This window comes from Spirillospora sp. NPDC052242, from assembly GCF_040679555.1.
Taxonomy (GTDB): Bacteria; Actinomycetota; Actinomycetes; order Streptosporangiales; family Streptosporangiaceae; genus Spirillospora.
This window is the reverse complement of the sequence record NZ_JBFAUZ010000063.1, coordinates 1-14,138: the sequence shown is the minus strand read 5'-3', so window position 1 is coordinate 14,138 and position 14,138 is coordinate 1. Positions and strand designations below refer to the sequence as shown.

The following is a 14,138-nucleotide window of genomic DNA, read 5'->3' as shown; positions in this document are numbered from 1 at the left end:
ATCGAGCCGAGTAAGCAGACAAAGCGGGGTGATTGTTTCTTTTCTTCGTAAAAGCCAAACGGAGGAATGATGGTCGTCGAATTGAGTTCGGTAACGTGTCCGATCTTGTGAATTTGCCGGTAAAGCGGTCTTGGAGCCCCTACCTTTCTGTCATGGACGACCAAGAACTGGTCGAGGCGCTGCGGGTGCGGGAGCCGGACGCGCCGGCCTCGGTATACCGGGCCTATGGCGACCGGCTGTACGCCTACTGCTGGTTCCGGACGCAGGCGCGGGACGACGCTCAGGTCGCCCTGCGCGACACTTTCATCGCGGCGGAAGCGCACATCGACAAACTTCGCGACCCCGAACTGTTCGGCCCGTGGCTGTACGCCATTGCGCGCATGCAGTGCGCGCGTCGTCCGCCTTCGGAGGACCGCGCGCCGGACCCGCCGGTGGCGAGCCACGAGCAGGAGGACGTCGATGAGCGGCTCGTCTCCTGGAAGGCCGTGCAGGCGCTCTCGCCGCTCTCGCAGGACGTTCTGGACCTGCACCTGCGGCATGGGCTGTCGATCCCGGAACTGGGCGCGGTGCTGGGGCTCGCACCCGGCAACGTGCAGGAGACGCTCGATCGCGCGCATATGGAACTCGAGCAGACGCTGACGGCGGAGATGCTCGAAGGTCAAGGTCCCTACGGATGTGCAGAACGCGCCGCCCTGCTGAGGCAGAGAAGTACGGGTGCGGACGTGGACGGCCGCTTGTTGAGGCACGCGGAAGTGTGCGCGCAGTGCGAGCCGTTCTGTCCGCGTGCGGTGTCGGCGTCGAAGGTGTTCGGGTTGCTGCCGGTCGTCCTTCCACCGGACGAACTGCGTCTCCGCGTGGTGAGCTGCTTCACGGATCCCGAACTGGTCGGGTACCGGCTGTTCGTCGCCACGGGCCTTTCGGGTTTCACGGCGGCGGGCTTCCCGCTCCAGGGCGAGCGTTCGGCCCGACCGCGTGCCGCTTCTTCGGGCGCGAGGCGGAAGCGCGCCGTTCTGGCGGTCGCTACGGTCGCCGTAATCGGTGGCGGGGGTTTCGCCTGGGCGTCCTTCGACGCGGACGGGCGGAAGGCGGAGAGGGTCGAGACGATCGTGGGCCCGAACCCCAGCCCCCGGCCAGGACACAATCGTGGGTCGCCGCCTCCGGACGCCGTGTCCGGGGACGTCCCAGACCCGGGGCGCGCGTCATCGGGCGCTCCCGTCCCGGGGCAGACGCCGGGGACGGTTCCCCGATCGTTGACGGAGAGCGGGGCTCCCGGGTCTTCGGGGTCCGTCCAGGGGACGTCGACGCGTCATCCGGGGAGTCCTCCCGGGACGCCGCCTCGCACGTCGCCGTCCGCGCCGTCGCCGCCGACGAAGCCGCCGCCGTCCGGGAACAGCCCGCCCGTCACGTCCCCGCCGCCGTCGCCGACGGACGAGCCCACGTCCCCGCCGCCGACCGGGCAGAGTCCGACCCCGTCCGGGTAACGGTCCGCCGCAACGCGGCGCAGAAAGTTCCTCCCGTTGATCATCTGAACTACGCTTCGTGATCGATTGCTCGCGCTGCGCATCACGCGTCGGGGGGAGGACGTGATCATGAGCGCGACGGAGTTTCGCGGCCGCACGTTCCGGACCAGCGGTACTGGACTGCGCCTGGCCGCTCTGTCGTCCGGCATCGCGATCGGCCTGACCTGGCTGGTCCCGGCCTCGGCCGCGCGGCCTCCGGCGGAGCCGCCGCCCAGCGCGCGGGACGTCGAGCAGAGCCGGCGGGACGTGCGGGAGCGCGCCGCGGCGGTCGGCCGGACGAAGGCCGAGCTGGCCGCGGCGGACGGCGAACTGCATCGGCTCGTCGCGGGCGCGCAGGCCGCCGTGGAGCGGTACCACGGTGAACGGGTGATGCTGGAGCGCGCGCGCCTGGCCCATCAGGACGCGCAGCGGCGGCTGGCGGACGCCGGGCGGCGCGTCGCCGAGGCGCGCGCCGACCTCGCGTCGTACGCGGCGCGGATGTACCGGGACGGCAGCGGCCACGACAGGCTGGCGTCGGTGGTGGCGGGAGACGGCGGCCCGCAGGGGTTCATGGACCGGGCCGTCATGGCCGAGATGCTGGCCGAGCAGCGGGCCGGGATGGTGCGCCGGGTCGAGGCGTCCAGGAACGTGGAGGACCTGTTCCGCCGCCAGGCAGAGGACGCTCTGACCAGGCAGAGCGAGGCGGCCCACCGTGCGGACGAGGCGAGGCGCCGTGCAGAGGACGCCGTGGAACGGCAACAGGCGTCCGTTGAGCGCATCGAGGCCCGTAAGCGAGAACTCGAACGTCGTCTAGGGGCGGCCGAAGCGCGCGCCGCCGAACTCAAGCGCGCGCGGGAACTCGCGTTGGCCGAGTCGGCCGTGCAGAAGGCGAACTCCGCGCCCGCCGGTTCGGACGAAGCCGTCCCGTCCTCCGCCGCACGCGGGGACGTCGTGGCGCGGGCCGCGCTCAGGTGGCTCGGGACGCCCTACTCCTGGGGCGGCGGCACCGTGGACGGCCCCAGCTACGGCATCGAGCACGGCTCCGGCATCCGCGGGTTCGACTGCTCGGGTCTCGCGATGTACGCGTGGGACAAGGCCGGTGTACGCCTCGACCACTGGACGGGCACGCAGTGGACGTCCGGTCCTCACATCCCCCTGGACGAGCTGCGCCGCGGCGACCTCGTGTTCTTCGCCCACGACACGTCCGACCCGGACACCATCCACCACGTCGGCATCTACATCGGCGAGGGGCGAATGGTGGAGGCGCCGTACACGGGGGCGCGGGTGCGCGTGGCGGGCATCCACCGGGGCGACCTGATCGGCGCGACCCGTCCGTCCCACTGAACGGCCGAGGACCCTCCCGTAGGGCGTGTCCCGTACGGAAGGGTCCTCGATCGCCTGCGACGAGCGGTACCGCGGGCGGGGCGGCCGGCCCCGGCGGAGCTCAGTGCCCGCCCTGCTCCACCGCGCGCTTGCGGGAGCGCTCGATCTCGGCCTCGGCCTCGACGCGGCCCACCCAGCTGGCGCCCTCGACGGACTTGCCGGGCTCCAAATCCTTGTAGACCTCGAAGAAGTGCTGGATCTCGAGGCGGTCGAACTCGGGGACGTGGTGGATGTCGCGCAGGTGCTCCATGCGGGGGTCGGTCGCGGGGACGCACAGGACCTTGTCGTCACCACCGGCCTCGTCGGTCATCCGGAACATGCCGACGGCGCGGCACCGGATGAGGCAGCCTGGGAAGGTCGGCTCCTGCAGCAGGACGAGCGCGTCCAGGGGGTCGCCGTCCTCACCGAGCGTGTGGTCGATGAACCCGTAGTCGGCGGGATACTGCGTCGAGGTGAAGAGCATGCGGTCGAGACGGATGCGACCGGTCTCGTGGTCGATCTCGTACTTGTTCCGCTGACCCTTCGGGATCTCAATGGTGACGTCGAAATCCAAGGTGTCCTCCGCTCCCTGCGCGTCGCAGTGAATAGTCTTTCGGGGGTCTGTGCGGGCGAGGCCGGCCCCCACGGTGTGGGTGTTCCCTTATATAAGGATGTCGCACGTTGGTGAGTGCTGAGTGGGAGAGGGGCGGCGACGTGCCCGGACGGGGCCGTGCCCTCGTCTTGTTGTCACTGTCCCTCCTTAACGTTTTCGCCGTCGCAGCGGCGTTCGCAGTGGTGAAACTCACACCGGCCAGGCATCTGTCCCCGCAGCCGCCGAGCGTGGCGGTGCGGGACGTCGTCCGGGTGTCGGCCGGATCCTCCGCCGGGGCGACCGCCGCCGAGCCGGGCACGGGCCCGATGCCGGACGCGTCCGTCCTGGCGGGACGGCTGTCCGGGGCGATCCGCGGCGCCGGCACCGAGATCAGCGCCGTCGTGGTCGACGTCGCCACCGGACGGACGCTGTTCGGGCATCGCGGTGACCGGCCGGCCACGCCCGCCTCGACGACGAAGCTGGCGACGTCGGTGGCGGCGCTGGCCTCGGTCGGCCCGGAGCACCGGATCACGACGCGGGTCGTGCGGGGCGCCGGAGGCGGCATCGTACTGGTCGGAGGCGGGGATCCTACCCTGACGGCGCTCCCGGCGAGGCAGGAGGGCGGTTCTCCGCAGTTCGCGTCACTGGACGACCTGGCGAAGCAGACCGCCGCGGCACTGAAGAAGGCCGGGACCGGTCAGGTCCGGGTGGACTATGACGCGTCCGTTTACCAGGGGCCGGGGGCGGCGCCCACCTGGAAGCCCAACTACATACCCGACGGGGAGGTCGCTCCCGTGTCCGCCTTGGCCGTGGACAAGGGGAAGGCCGCGCCGCAGGACCCGACCAAGCGGACCAGGGTCGCCGACCCGGCCGCCGTGGCCGCGGCGAAGTTCGCGGAACTGCTCACCAAGAACGGGGTCTCCGCCAAGGCCGGGCGCAAGGTCACCGGGACGGGCGAGGCGGAGCAACTGGGCGCCGTGCAGTCGCCCCCGATGTCGGTGCTCGTGGAGTACCTGCTGACGGAGAGCGACAACGACGTCGCCGAGGCCGTCGCGCGCCAGGTGGCGATGAACAAGGGACTTCCTGCGTCGTTCCAGGGCGCCGCGCAGGCGGTGATCCAGGTCTTGACCGAACTCGGTGTCGGGCAGGGCGTCGCGGTCAACGACGGGAGCGGACTGTCGCCGGCGAACCGCATCACGCCGGTCGCGCTCGCCCGGATCGTCTCGCTCGCCGCCGACGCGGAGCACCCTGACCTGCGCGCCGCCGTCACGGGCATGCCCGTGGCCGGTTTCTCCGGCACCCTCGGCCCGCCCCGGTACTCCGGGCAGGCCAGCCGCGCGGGCGCCGGGGTCGTCCGGGCCAAGACCGGGACGCTCGCGGGCGTCAGCACGCTCGCGGGCATGGTGCGGGCCGCGGACGGCCGGCTGCTCGCGTTCGCGTTCATGCTCGGCGACGGGAAGGGGTGGGTGGACCCGCTGACGCTCGACCGGCTGGCCGCCGAGGTCGCGCGCTGCGGCTGCTGAATCCGCGCCCGTCCGCTGCCTTCAGGACGTCCGTCCGAGCGGTGTGTGCGGGCGCGAGCGTGTGGGGAGTGCGCCACGGGAGATAACCAGAACGGTTGTTCGTTGAACGATCGTGGAGAGGCGCTGCGGCGCCGCGTCGAAACGTACGGTGGAGTACATGAGCGCCTCAATGATCGACTGGAATGTGGCGGTCCAGGCGGGGACCCGGCTAGTCCGTCCGGGACCGCAGGTCAGCCACGCGGAGGCCCGTGAGGTCGTCGCGGAACTGCGCGAACTGTCCAAGCTGGCGCACGGGCACGTGCGCGAGTTCACCGGCATGGCCTCCGAACTCGATCCCGACCCCGCGACGATCGTGGACCGGCCCGGCTGGATCCGGGCGAACGTGGACGGCTTCCGGGTGGTGCTCGAGCCGCTCATGGAGCAGATGACCGAGAAGCGCGGGCCGGGGCCGCTCGGCGGCGCCGGGAACCTGGTCGTGGACGCGGTCGGGTCGCGCGTCACCGGAATGCAGGTCGGCGCGATCCTCGCCTACATGGCGAGCCGTGTCCTGGGCCAGTACGAGCTGTTCCTCCCGCCCGACCCGGACGGACGCGCGCCGACGGGGCGGCTCACGCTGGTCGCGCCCAACATCGTCCACGTGGAGCAGGAACTGCGCGTGGACGCGCGCGACTTCCGCCTGTGGGTGTGCCTGCACGAGGAGACGCACCGCGCCCAGTTCACGGGCGTCCCGTGGCTGCGCGAGTACGTGCAGAGCCAGATGACCCAGTTCCTCTTGGCGTCCGATCTCGATCCGGGGGCCATGCTCGACCGGATCAAGGACGCGGCCGAGGCCGTCGCGGACGCCGTCCGGGGCGGGGACTCGAACCTCATCGACGCCATCCAGAGCCCGGAGCAGCGCGAGATCCTCGACCGGCTGACCGCCGTGATGACGCTCGTCGAGGGGCACGGCGACTACGTGATGGACGCCGTCGGGCCCGAGGTCGTCCCGTCGGTGCAGCAGATCCGGTCGCGCTTCCAGGGGCGGCGCGAGGGCGGCGGCCGCATGGACAAGACGATCCGGCGGCTCCTCGGCATCGACCTGAAGATGAAGCAGTACGCGGAGGGTTCGCGGTTCGTCCGCCGGGTCGTCACCGAGGCCGGCATGAGCGGCTTCAACAAGGTGTGGGACTCTCCGGAGAGCCTGCCCACCCACCTGGAGATCAAGGAACCCGAACTGTGGATGGAACGCGTCGTGGGCCCGCGCGCCATCGACGCCGTCCCGCCGGAGGCGAACGAGGCTTGAGTGGGTCCTGATCCGGCCGTGGCGGCGGTCCGCCTCGCGGTGCGCCGCGTGCTGGCCGGCCTGCCGCCGCCGGGAGGGGCGGCGGAAGGCGCCCCGGGACGGCCGGCGGGCATGGTGCTCGCCGCGTGCAGCGGCGGCGCGGACTCGCTCGCCCTCGCGGGGGCGCTCGCGTTCGTCGCCCCGAGGCTCGGCGTCCCGGCGGGGGCCGTGACGATCGACCACGGGCTGCAGGAAGGATCGGGCGCGCGCGCTGACGCCGTGGTGCGCACCCTCGCCGACCTGGGGCTGGACCCGGTGGGTTCCGTCGCCGTCACCGTGGGAACACGGGGCGGGATGGAGAACGCGGCCCGCGACGCCCGGTACGCGGCGCTGGACGATGCCGCACGCCGTCTGGACGCCGCCGCGGTTCTCCTGGGGCACACCCTGAACGACCAGGCCGAGACCGTCCTGCTCGGCCTCGCGCGCGGATCCGGGACGCGTTCGCTGTCCGGCATGCCGCCCGCCTTCACGCGCCGCGCAGGCGTCCGCTACCTGCGCCCCCTGCTCGAACTCGATCGCGTCACCACGCGCCGGGCCTGCCTGGCGATGGGACTGGAACCCTGGGACGACCCCCACAACGACGACCCCGCCTACGCGCGCGTGCGAGTGCGCAACGAGGCTTTGCCTTCGCTGGAGAAGGCGCTCGGCCCCGGGGTAACGGAAGCGCTGGCGCGCACCGCGCGAATGCTGCGCGAAGACGCGGACGTCCTGGACGATCTGGCCGCACGCGCCTACGCGGACCTGCGGGCCCCCGAGGACGGGTACCCCGTCGCCGTGCGCCTGGACGGGCTCGCGGAGCTGCCGAGAGCCGTCCGGACGCGCGTACTTCGGACGGCCGCGGTCGAAGCGGGCAGTCCACCGGGTACGCTCGCGGCCGTCCATGTCGATGCGGTGGATCGGCTGGTCACGGCCTGGCGCGGCCAGCGGCACGTGGACCTGCCCGGGAGTCTGAGGGCCTTCAGGCGATATGGGAAGCTGCTGTTCGGCCCGGTCCGACCCGGCTGACGTCCGGTGCGCCGCGGCGTCGGCCCGTGCCGCCGGGCGGGCGCGATCACGACCGATGCGCGATCACGATGACGAGGGTGGGGTTGTGGACGAGAAGGACCTGGGCGACGACCTGGCGAAGGTGCTGATCCCGGAGGACGACCTGCAGGCCAAGGTGCGGGAGCTCGCCGGGCAGATCGACGCCGACTACGCGGGCCGCGACCTGCTCCTCGTCGGCGTCCTCAAGGGCGCCGTCATGATCATGGCGGACCTGGCGCGGGCGCTGCACACCCCGGCGTCGATGGACTGGATGGCCGTCTCGTCCTACGGGTCGGGCACGAAGTCGTCCGGGGTCGTGCGGATCCTGAAGGACCTCGACACCGACATCCTCGACCGGCACGTCCTGATCGTGGAGGACATCGTCGACTCGGGGCTGACGCTGTCGTGGCTGGTCAGCAACCTGCGCTCGCGCAAGCCGGCGTCCCTGGAGATCTGCGCGCTGCTGCGCAAGCCGGAGGCGGTCCAGGCGGAACTGGACCCGAAGTACATCGGCTTCGACATCCCCAACGAGTTCGTCATCGGGTACGGGCTCGACTACGCGGAGAAGTACCGGAACCTTCCCTTCGTGGGGACCCTCGCGCCCCATGTCTACGGCGGCGACGGCTCCTGAACCGGCAGGAACGGCCCGTCAGGGAACAAGTGGCCGTGACGGATCGTTGCAAGGGTCGTTGACGGGTATAGGGAAAGGGCCGGGAGACAGCGCTGGCTGCGTCTTCTGCGCCCAGCGGTGTACCGTCGATGTCCCGGGCCCCAGGGCCGGGGAGCCGTAGAAGGGGGACCGCCACCGGTGGTCCGGAGCCACGGCGGGACCGTCGTTGGTCGCAGTGGCGTCCGTCCTCCGGGGCGGGCGAGGATCGCACACAGACGTTGGTCAGGAGGGACGGGCCCCGAAGGGGTAACCGGATAAATGGACGTGAAGCGCTATTTTCGCGGGCCGCTGCTGTGGATCCTGCTGTTCGGCCTCTTGGTCGCCCTCGTCATGTGGGGCGTCAACCCCGGCCGCTCGTACGAGAAGGTCGACACCTCCAAGGTGGTCCAGGAGATCGCCCAGGGCAAGGTGAAGTCCGCAAAGATCATCGACAAGGATCAGCGGATCGAGATTACGCTCAAGAGCGGTGAGCAGCAGCAGGCTTCCTGGGTCAGCGGCCAGGGGCTCGAGCTCCAGAACCAGCTGCAGAAGCAGGCCGGGGCGGGCAACCTGCCCGGCGGTTACGACATCGAGGTCCCGCAGCAGAGCATGTTCGTCAGCCTGCTGTTCAGCCTTTTGCCGATCGTCATCATCGTGCTGATCTTCCTGTTCATCATGAACCAGATGCAGGGCGGCGGCTCGCGGGTGATGAACTTCGGCAAGTCGAAGGCCAAGCTCATCACCAAGGACACTCCGAAGACCACGTTCGCCGACGTGGCGGGAGCCGAAGAGGCCCTCGAGGAACTCGAGGAGATCAAGGACTTCCTGCAGAACCCGGCGAAGTTCCAGTCGATCGGCGCGAAGATCCCCAAGGGCGTCCTGCTGTACGGCCCGCCCGGCACCGGCAAGACGCTGCTGGCGCGCGCCGTGGCCGGCGAGGCGGGCGTGCCCTTCTACTCGATCTCCGGTTCGGACTTCGTCGAGATGTTCGTCGGCGTCGGCGCCTCGCGCGTCCGCGACCTGTTCGAGCAGGCGAAGACGAACGCCCCGTCCATCATCTTCATCGACGAGATCGACGCCGTCGGACGGCACCGCGGCGCGGGCCTCGGCGGCGGCCACGACGAGCGGGAGCAGACCCTCAACCAGCTGCTCGTCGAGATGGACGGCTTCGACGTCAAGGGCGGCGTCATCCTGATCGCCGCGACGAACCGTCCCGACATCCTCGACCCGGCGCTGCTGCGTCCCGGCCGGTTCGACCGCCAGGTCACCGTCGACCGTCCGGACCTGGAGGGCCGCAAGGGCATCCTGCGGGTGCACGGGCGCGGCAAGCCGTTCGCCCCGGACGTCGACCTGGACGTCATCGCGCGGCGCACCCCCGGGTTCACCGGCGCCGACCTGTCCAACGTGATCAACGAGGCGGCGCTGCTGACCGCGCGGTTCGACCGCAAGCTGATCGACATGGACACCCTCGAGGAGTCCATCGACCGCGTCATGGCCGGGCCGGAGCGCAAGACCCGCGTGATGTCGGAGAAGGAAAAGAAGATCATCGCCTACCACGAGGGCGGGCACGCGCTGGTGGCGCACGCGCTGCCGAACTCCGACCCCGTGCACAAGGTGACGATCCTGCCGCGCGGCCGGGCCCTGGGCTACACCATGACCCTGCCGATGGAGGACAAGTTCCTCACGACGCGCTCGGAGATGACCGACCAGCTCGCCATGCTGCTGGGCGGCCGGACGGCGGAGGAGCTCGTCTTCCACGAGCCGACGACCGGCGCGGCGAACGACATCGAGAAGGCCAGCGCGATCGCGCGCAACATGGTGACCGAGTACGGGATGAGCGAGCGTCTGGGCGCCCGCAAGTTCGGCTCGGGCCAGGGCGAGGTGTTCCTCGGCCGCGACATGGGCCACGAGCGCGACTACTCGGAGGACATCGCGTCCGCGATCGACGACGAGGTCCGCCGCTACATCGAGTCGGCGCACGACACCGCCTGGGAGATCCTCACCGAGTACCGGGACGTCCTGGACGAGCTCGTCGTGAACCTGATGGAGAAGGAGACCCTCTCCAAGGAGCAGGTCCTCCAGATCTTCGCCCCGATCCAGAAGCGGCCGCACCAGAACTCCTACACCGGGTACGGCAAGCGCCTCCCGTCGGACCGCCCGCCGGTGCTGACGGCGAAGGAGCTCGCCCTGATGGGTCCCCAGGAGGTCACCGACCTCACCAAGGGGAACGGCCAGGGCAACGGGCAGAGCGGTGTGCCGAGCCCGGAGACGACCGACCCGCTCAAGGGCGAAGGCTGAACCCGTTGACCGATCCCTTCGACGACACCCCCCTGCCCGACGCGCCCCCCGGGTTCGATCAGGGCAGGATCGAGAAGGCCGTCCGCGAGATCCTGTTCGCGATCGGGGAGGACCCCGATCGCGACGGGCTCCGCGACACCCCCGCGCGGGTCGCGCGCGCGTACGCCGAGCAGTTCGCCGGCCTGCGGCAGCGTCCCGAAGAGGCGCTCACGACGGTGTTCGACGCCGGCCATGAGGAAATGGTCCTGGTGAAGGACATCGGGGTGTACAGCGTGTGCGAGCACCACCTCGTCCCGTTCCACGGTGTGGCCCACGTGGGCTACACGCCGAACCAGAAGGGGCAGATCACCGGTCTGTCGAAGCTGGCCCGGCTCGTGGACGTGTACGCGCGGCGCCCGCAGGTGCAAGAGCGTCTGACGAGCCAGGTCGCGGACGCGCTCATGAACGTCCTGGAGCCCCGCGGCGCGATCGTGGTGATCGAGGCCGAGCATCTGTGCATGACGATGCGCGGCGTCCGCAAGCCGGGCGCGCGGACCGTGACGTCCGCCGTCCGCGGCGACTTCCGCGATCACCCCGAGACGCGGGCCGAGGCGATGAGCCTGATTCTGGGCCGCTCCTGACCCCGACCCCATACCGAGTGCACCTCAACGCCGGAACGGGTCTCAGCGACGAGCTGAGGCCCGTTCCGGCGCTTTCGGGGAGCGCGCGGAGGCCGCCCGGCGCGGGGACGGGCGTGACGGGTGCGCCGCGCGGGACGGCGGGCGGGGCGCGAGATCGAAACACCGAGACCACGACATAGGGTTGATGCCATGACCACTGCCGACGTTCCAGGCCTGCCCGCGCCGGGGCGGTGCCTCGTCATGGGCGTGGTCAACGTGACCCCCGACTCCTTCTCGGACGGCGGCGCCTGGTTCGACCACGAGAAGGCGATCCACCACGGGCTGAACCTGGTCGCCGAGGGCGCCGACATCGTCGACGTGGGCGGCGAGTCGACGCGTCCGGGCGCGCAGCGCGTGTCCCGCGAGGAGGAGCTGCGCCGCGTCGTGCCCGTCATCGAGGCGCTCACCGCCGAGGGCGTCCCGGTCAGCGTCGACACCATGCGCGCCGAGGTCGCGGAGGCCGCGATCGAGGCGGGCGCCCGGCTCGTCAACGACGTGAGCGGCGGCCTCGCCGACCCCGACATGCCCCGCGCGGTCGCGCGCGCCGACGTCCCGTACGTCGTGATGCACTGGCGCGGGCACAGCCACGACATGCAGACCCGCGCCGTGTACCAGGACGTCGTCCGCGAAGTGCGCGACGAGCTGCTGCAGCGCGTGGAGGTCGTCCTGCAGGAAGGCTTGGACCCCGCCAAGGTGATCCTGGATCCGGGCCTCGGTTTCGCGAAGAACCCGACGGCCGGGCACAACTGGTCGCTACTGGCGCACCTGGACGCCTTTACGAGCACGGGCTATCCCGTACTGGTCGGAGCGTCCCGCAAGAGCTTTCTCGGCCGGCTCCTCACCGACGCGGACGGCACGCCGCGCCCGTTCGGCGAATGCGACGACGCCACGGTCGCGATCACGTCGCTCGTCGCGGCCGCCGGCGGCTGGTGCGTGCGGGTGCACCGCGTCCGTCCGAACGCCGACGCCGTGCGCGTCGCGGCCGCCGTGCGGGCCGCCGGGGCCGCGGGCGCCGAGCGCGACGACCGTCCCGGCGCCGACCACGGGAGCGACCGCCCATGAACCCTGCGGTGAACCGCGCGGACGTCGGCGAGGTGCACGCCGAGTTCTACGCCGCGTTCGAGGCCGGCGACTACGACCGCATGGCGGCCGTCTGGGCCGACGGCCCGTACGCCTCGGGCGTCTCCTGCGTCCACCCCGGCTGGACCATGCTGCGCGGACGCGAGGAGGTGCTGCGGTCGTGGGCGCTCATCATGGCCAACACCACCTACATCCAGTTCGTGCTGACCGACGTCGAGACGGACGTGTACGGCGACCACGCGGTGGTCACGTGCAAGGAGAACGTCCTGACCGCCGACGAGGACACGGAGGCCGGTTTCCTCGCGGGGGGAAGCATTGTCGCCACGAACGTGTTCGTTCGGGTCGGAGAAGAATGGCGGCTCCTGCTTCATCATGGTTCGCCCGTGCTGAACGTCGCTGATACAGAGGAAGAATGAGTCTCGACCGCATCGAACTGCGCGGCCTGCGGGCCAGGGGCAGGCACGGCTGCCTCCCGGCGGAACGCGAACTCGGCCAGGAGTTCGTCGTGGACGCCGTCCTCGGCCTGGACACCCGCCCGGCGGCGGCGGACGACGACCTGTCGCTCACCGTCGACTACGGGTCGCTGGCCGACCGGCTGGTCGCCGCGGTCGGGGGCGAGCCCGTCGACCTGATCGAAACGCTGGCCGAGCGGCTGGCGAAGATATGTCTGGAAGACGCGGCGGTCTCCGAGGTCGAGATCACCGTCCACAAGCCGAACGCCCCGGTGCCGCACCCCTTCACGGACGTGGCCGTGACGATCCAGAGGAGTCGCCCATGACCGCGCACGACCGCATGCCCGACCGCACCGCGACCGGCGGGCACATGCTCGTCCACCACCGGGTCGTGTTCTCCCTCGGCAGCAACCTCGGCGACCGCCTGGACAACCTCCAGGAGGCCGTCGACGCCCTGTTCGACGCCCCCGGCCTCGACTTCGTCGCGTGCTCCCCGGTCTACGAGACGGCGCCCTACGCGGCCCCCGGCGAGTCGATCCCGCCCCAGGACGACTACCTCAACATCATCCTCGTGGCCGACACCCGGCTCCCCCCGGAGAACCTGCTGGAACGCGTCCTCAACATCGAGAACTCCATGCAGCGGGTCAGGGAGGTCCGGTGGGGGCCGCGCACCCTCGACATCGACATCGTGGTCTTCGGTGACATCGCCTCCGACGACCCCGACCTGACGCTCCCGCACCCGCGCGCGCACGAGCGCGCGTTCGTCCTCGTCCCCTGGGCCGACATCGAACCGGACGTGCTGCTGCCCGGGCACGGCCGCGTCGGCGACCTCGCCGAGGCGAAACTCGCGGAGGGCGGCCCGTCGGCCGTGCGCCGCCGGACGGACCTGACCCTGCAGCAGCCTGCATGAAGCCGTCGCGCCCGCTCTTCCTCGTCGGCCTGCTGGTCGTCGTCGCGGTGATCACCTGGGCGGTGCTGCGCACGGCCTACCTGGCGCTGCCGCCGCTGCCGTGGACGACGGTGCCGACGCTGCTGCTGCTGGCCCTCGCCGAGGGGATCAGCGGCTTCAACGTCATGCGCCGCATCCGCCGCAAGCCCGGCACGCGCCCGGTCGAGCCGCTCGCCGTCGCGCGTCTCGCCGCCCTCGGCAAGGCCAGCGCGCACGCCGCCGCGGTGATCGCGGGCGTGTTCGGCGGGTTCGCGATCAGCGTCGTCGACGCCCTCGACAAGCCGACCCCCCGGCACGACTTCTTCGCCAGCGGCGCGACCTTCCTGGCCGCGGCCGTCCTGGTGGGCGCCGCCTTCTTCCTGGAGTACGCGTGCCGCGTCCCCGGCGGCCCCGACGACGAGGAGGACCACCGCCACGGCGCCTCCCGCGCCTGACCCGGAGGGCGGCTCCCAACCGGACGACCGCCGGCCCGATCCCGGCTCGTGCTTCCCGAGGGCCGAGTGTTGGTTGCGTCGTCCGGCTTGGTACGCGCGGGTGGGGGCGGCGGGCGAACCCCGCGCGGCCGTAGGGCGCTCTGCGCCCGGAGGCCGGGTAGGCCCTGGGTAGGAGTCGGCGAGCGAGCCCCGGGGGGGCGGGGGGGGCGCGGGGCCCCGGGGGCCCGCGGGGGGAGTTATAGATTTGGCCGCCCACCAAAAAAAAGGAGACCAGGAGTGGGATAAATTGAGCGCCCA

Annotated in this window: 14 protein-coding genes; 13 read left to right on the top strand and 1 reads right to left on the bottom strand. The window is 71.2% G+C overall.

Features of this window, described 5'->3' with window-relative positions; all coding sequences use genetic code 11:
• Positions 1-95: 95 nt before the first annotated feature.
• Both AB0L25_RS36150 and AB0L25_RS36145 read left to right on the top strand, forming a co-directional pair.
• A complete protein-coding gene (locus AB0L25_RS36150; protein ID WP_500177532.1) occupies positions 96-1,481 on the top strand; it encodes an RNA polymerase sigma factor in 1,386 nt (461 codons plus the stop codon).
• Between the two features lie 108 nt (positions 1,482-1,589).
• Positions 1,590-2,843 (top strand): NlpC/P60 family protein, encoded by a 1,254-nt coding sequence (locus AB0L25_RS36145; RefSeq protein WP_500177530.1) that lies wholly within the window; start codon positions 1,590-1,592, stop codon positions 2,841-2,843.
• 100 nt (positions 2,844-2,943) lie between these two features.
• Here the strand turns inward: AB0L25_RS36145 and AB0L25_RS36140 are convergent, their stop codons facing one another.
• Positions 2,944-3,435, bottom strand: a complete 492-nt coding sequence (locus tag AB0L25_RS36140) for an inorganic diphosphatase (protein WP_500177528.1) — start codon at positions 3,433-3,435, stop codon at positions 2,944-2,946.
• Between the two features lie 221 nt (positions 3,436-3,656).
• Between AB0L25_RS36140 and dacB the strand changes: the two genes are divergently transcribed.
• The 11 genes from dacB (at position 3,657) to AB0L25_RS36085 (ending at position 13,841) form a co-directional block, all read left to right on the top strand.
• Entirely contained in the window at positions 3,657-4,976 is a 1,320-nt protein-coding gene (gene dacB / locus AB0L25_RS36135; protein WP_500177526.1) for a D-alanyl-D-alanine carboxypeptidase/D-alanyl-D-alanine endopeptidase, read from the top strand.
• Positions 4,977-5,145: 169 nt separating this feature from the next.
• Positions 5,146-6,258, top strand: coding sequence for a zinc-dependent metalloprotease (locus AB0L25_RS36130; RefSeq protein WP_500177584.1), 1,113 nt, complete (start codon positions 5,146-5,148; stop codon positions 6,256-6,258).
• Positions 6,259-7,302, top strand: coding sequence for a tRNA lysidine(34) synthetase TilS (tilS, locus tag AB0L25_RS36125; protein WP_500177525.1), 1,044 nt, complete (start codon positions 6,259-6,261; stop codon positions 7,300-7,302). It abuts the gene before it with no gap.
• Between the two features lie 85 nt (positions 7,303-7,387).
• The gene (gene hpt / locus AB0L25_RS36120) at positions 7,388-7,951 is read left to right on the top strand and encodes a hypoxanthine phosphoribosyltransferase (RefSeq protein WP_500177524.1); all 564 of its coding nucleotides are present in this window, start codon (positions 7,388-7,390) and stop codon (positions 7,949-7,951) included.
• A gap of 297 nt (positions 7,952-8,248) precedes the next feature.
• The gene (gene ftsH / locus AB0L25_RS36115) at positions 8,249-10,267 is read left to right on the top strand and encodes an ATP-dependent zinc metalloprotease FtsH (RefSeq protein WP_500177522.1); all 2,019 of its coding nucleotides are present in this window, start codon (positions 8,249-8,251) and stop codon (positions 10,265-10,267) included.
• A 5-nt stretch (positions 10,268-10,272) separates the two neighbouring features.
• Positions 10,273-10,887, top strand: coding sequence for a GTP cyclohydrolase I FolE (gene folE, locus AB0L25_RS36110; protein ID WP_500177520.1), 615 nt, complete (start codon positions 10,273-10,275; stop codon positions 10,885-10,887).
• A gap of 189 nt (positions 10,888-11,076) precedes the next feature.
• A complete protein-coding gene (folP, locus tag AB0L25_RS36105; protein ID WP_500177518.1) occupies positions 11,077-11,988 on the top strand; it encodes a dihydropteroate synthase in 912 nt (303 codons plus the stop codon).
• Complete coding sequence (locus tag AB0L25_RS36100; protein ID WP_500177516.1) at positions 11,985-12,422, top strand: nuclear transport factor 2 family protein; 438 nt, start codon at positions 11,985-11,987, stop codon at positions 12,420-12,422. Before folP ends, AB0L25_RS36100 begins: the two co-directional genes overlap by 4 nt.
• Positions 12,419-12,784: a dihydroneopterin aldolase gene (folB, locus tag AB0L25_RS36095; RefSeq protein WP_500177515.1), complete on the top strand. Its 366-nt coding sequence runs from the start codon at positions 12,419-12,421 to the stop codon at positions 12,782-12,784. Before AB0L25_RS36100 ends, folB begins: the two co-directional genes overlap by 4 nt.
• The gene (folK, locus tag AB0L25_RS36090) at positions 12,781-13,368 is read left to right on the top strand and encodes a 2-amino-4-hydroxy-6-hydroxymethyldihydropteridine diphosphokinase (RefSeq protein WP_500177514.1); all 588 of its coding nucleotides are present in this window, start codon (positions 12,781-12,783) and stop codon (positions 13,366-13,368) included. Before folB ends, folK begins: the two co-directional genes overlap by 4 nt.
• Positions 13,365-13,841: a DUF3180 domain-containing protein gene (locus AB0L25_RS36085; RefSeq protein ID WP_500177513.1), complete on the top strand. Its 477-nt coding sequence runs from the start codon at positions 13,365-13,367 to the stop codon at positions 13,839-13,841. The genes folK and AB0L25_RS36085 overlap by 4 nt, the downstream gene beginning before the upstream one ends.
• Positions 13,842-14,138: the final 297 nt, after the last annotated feature.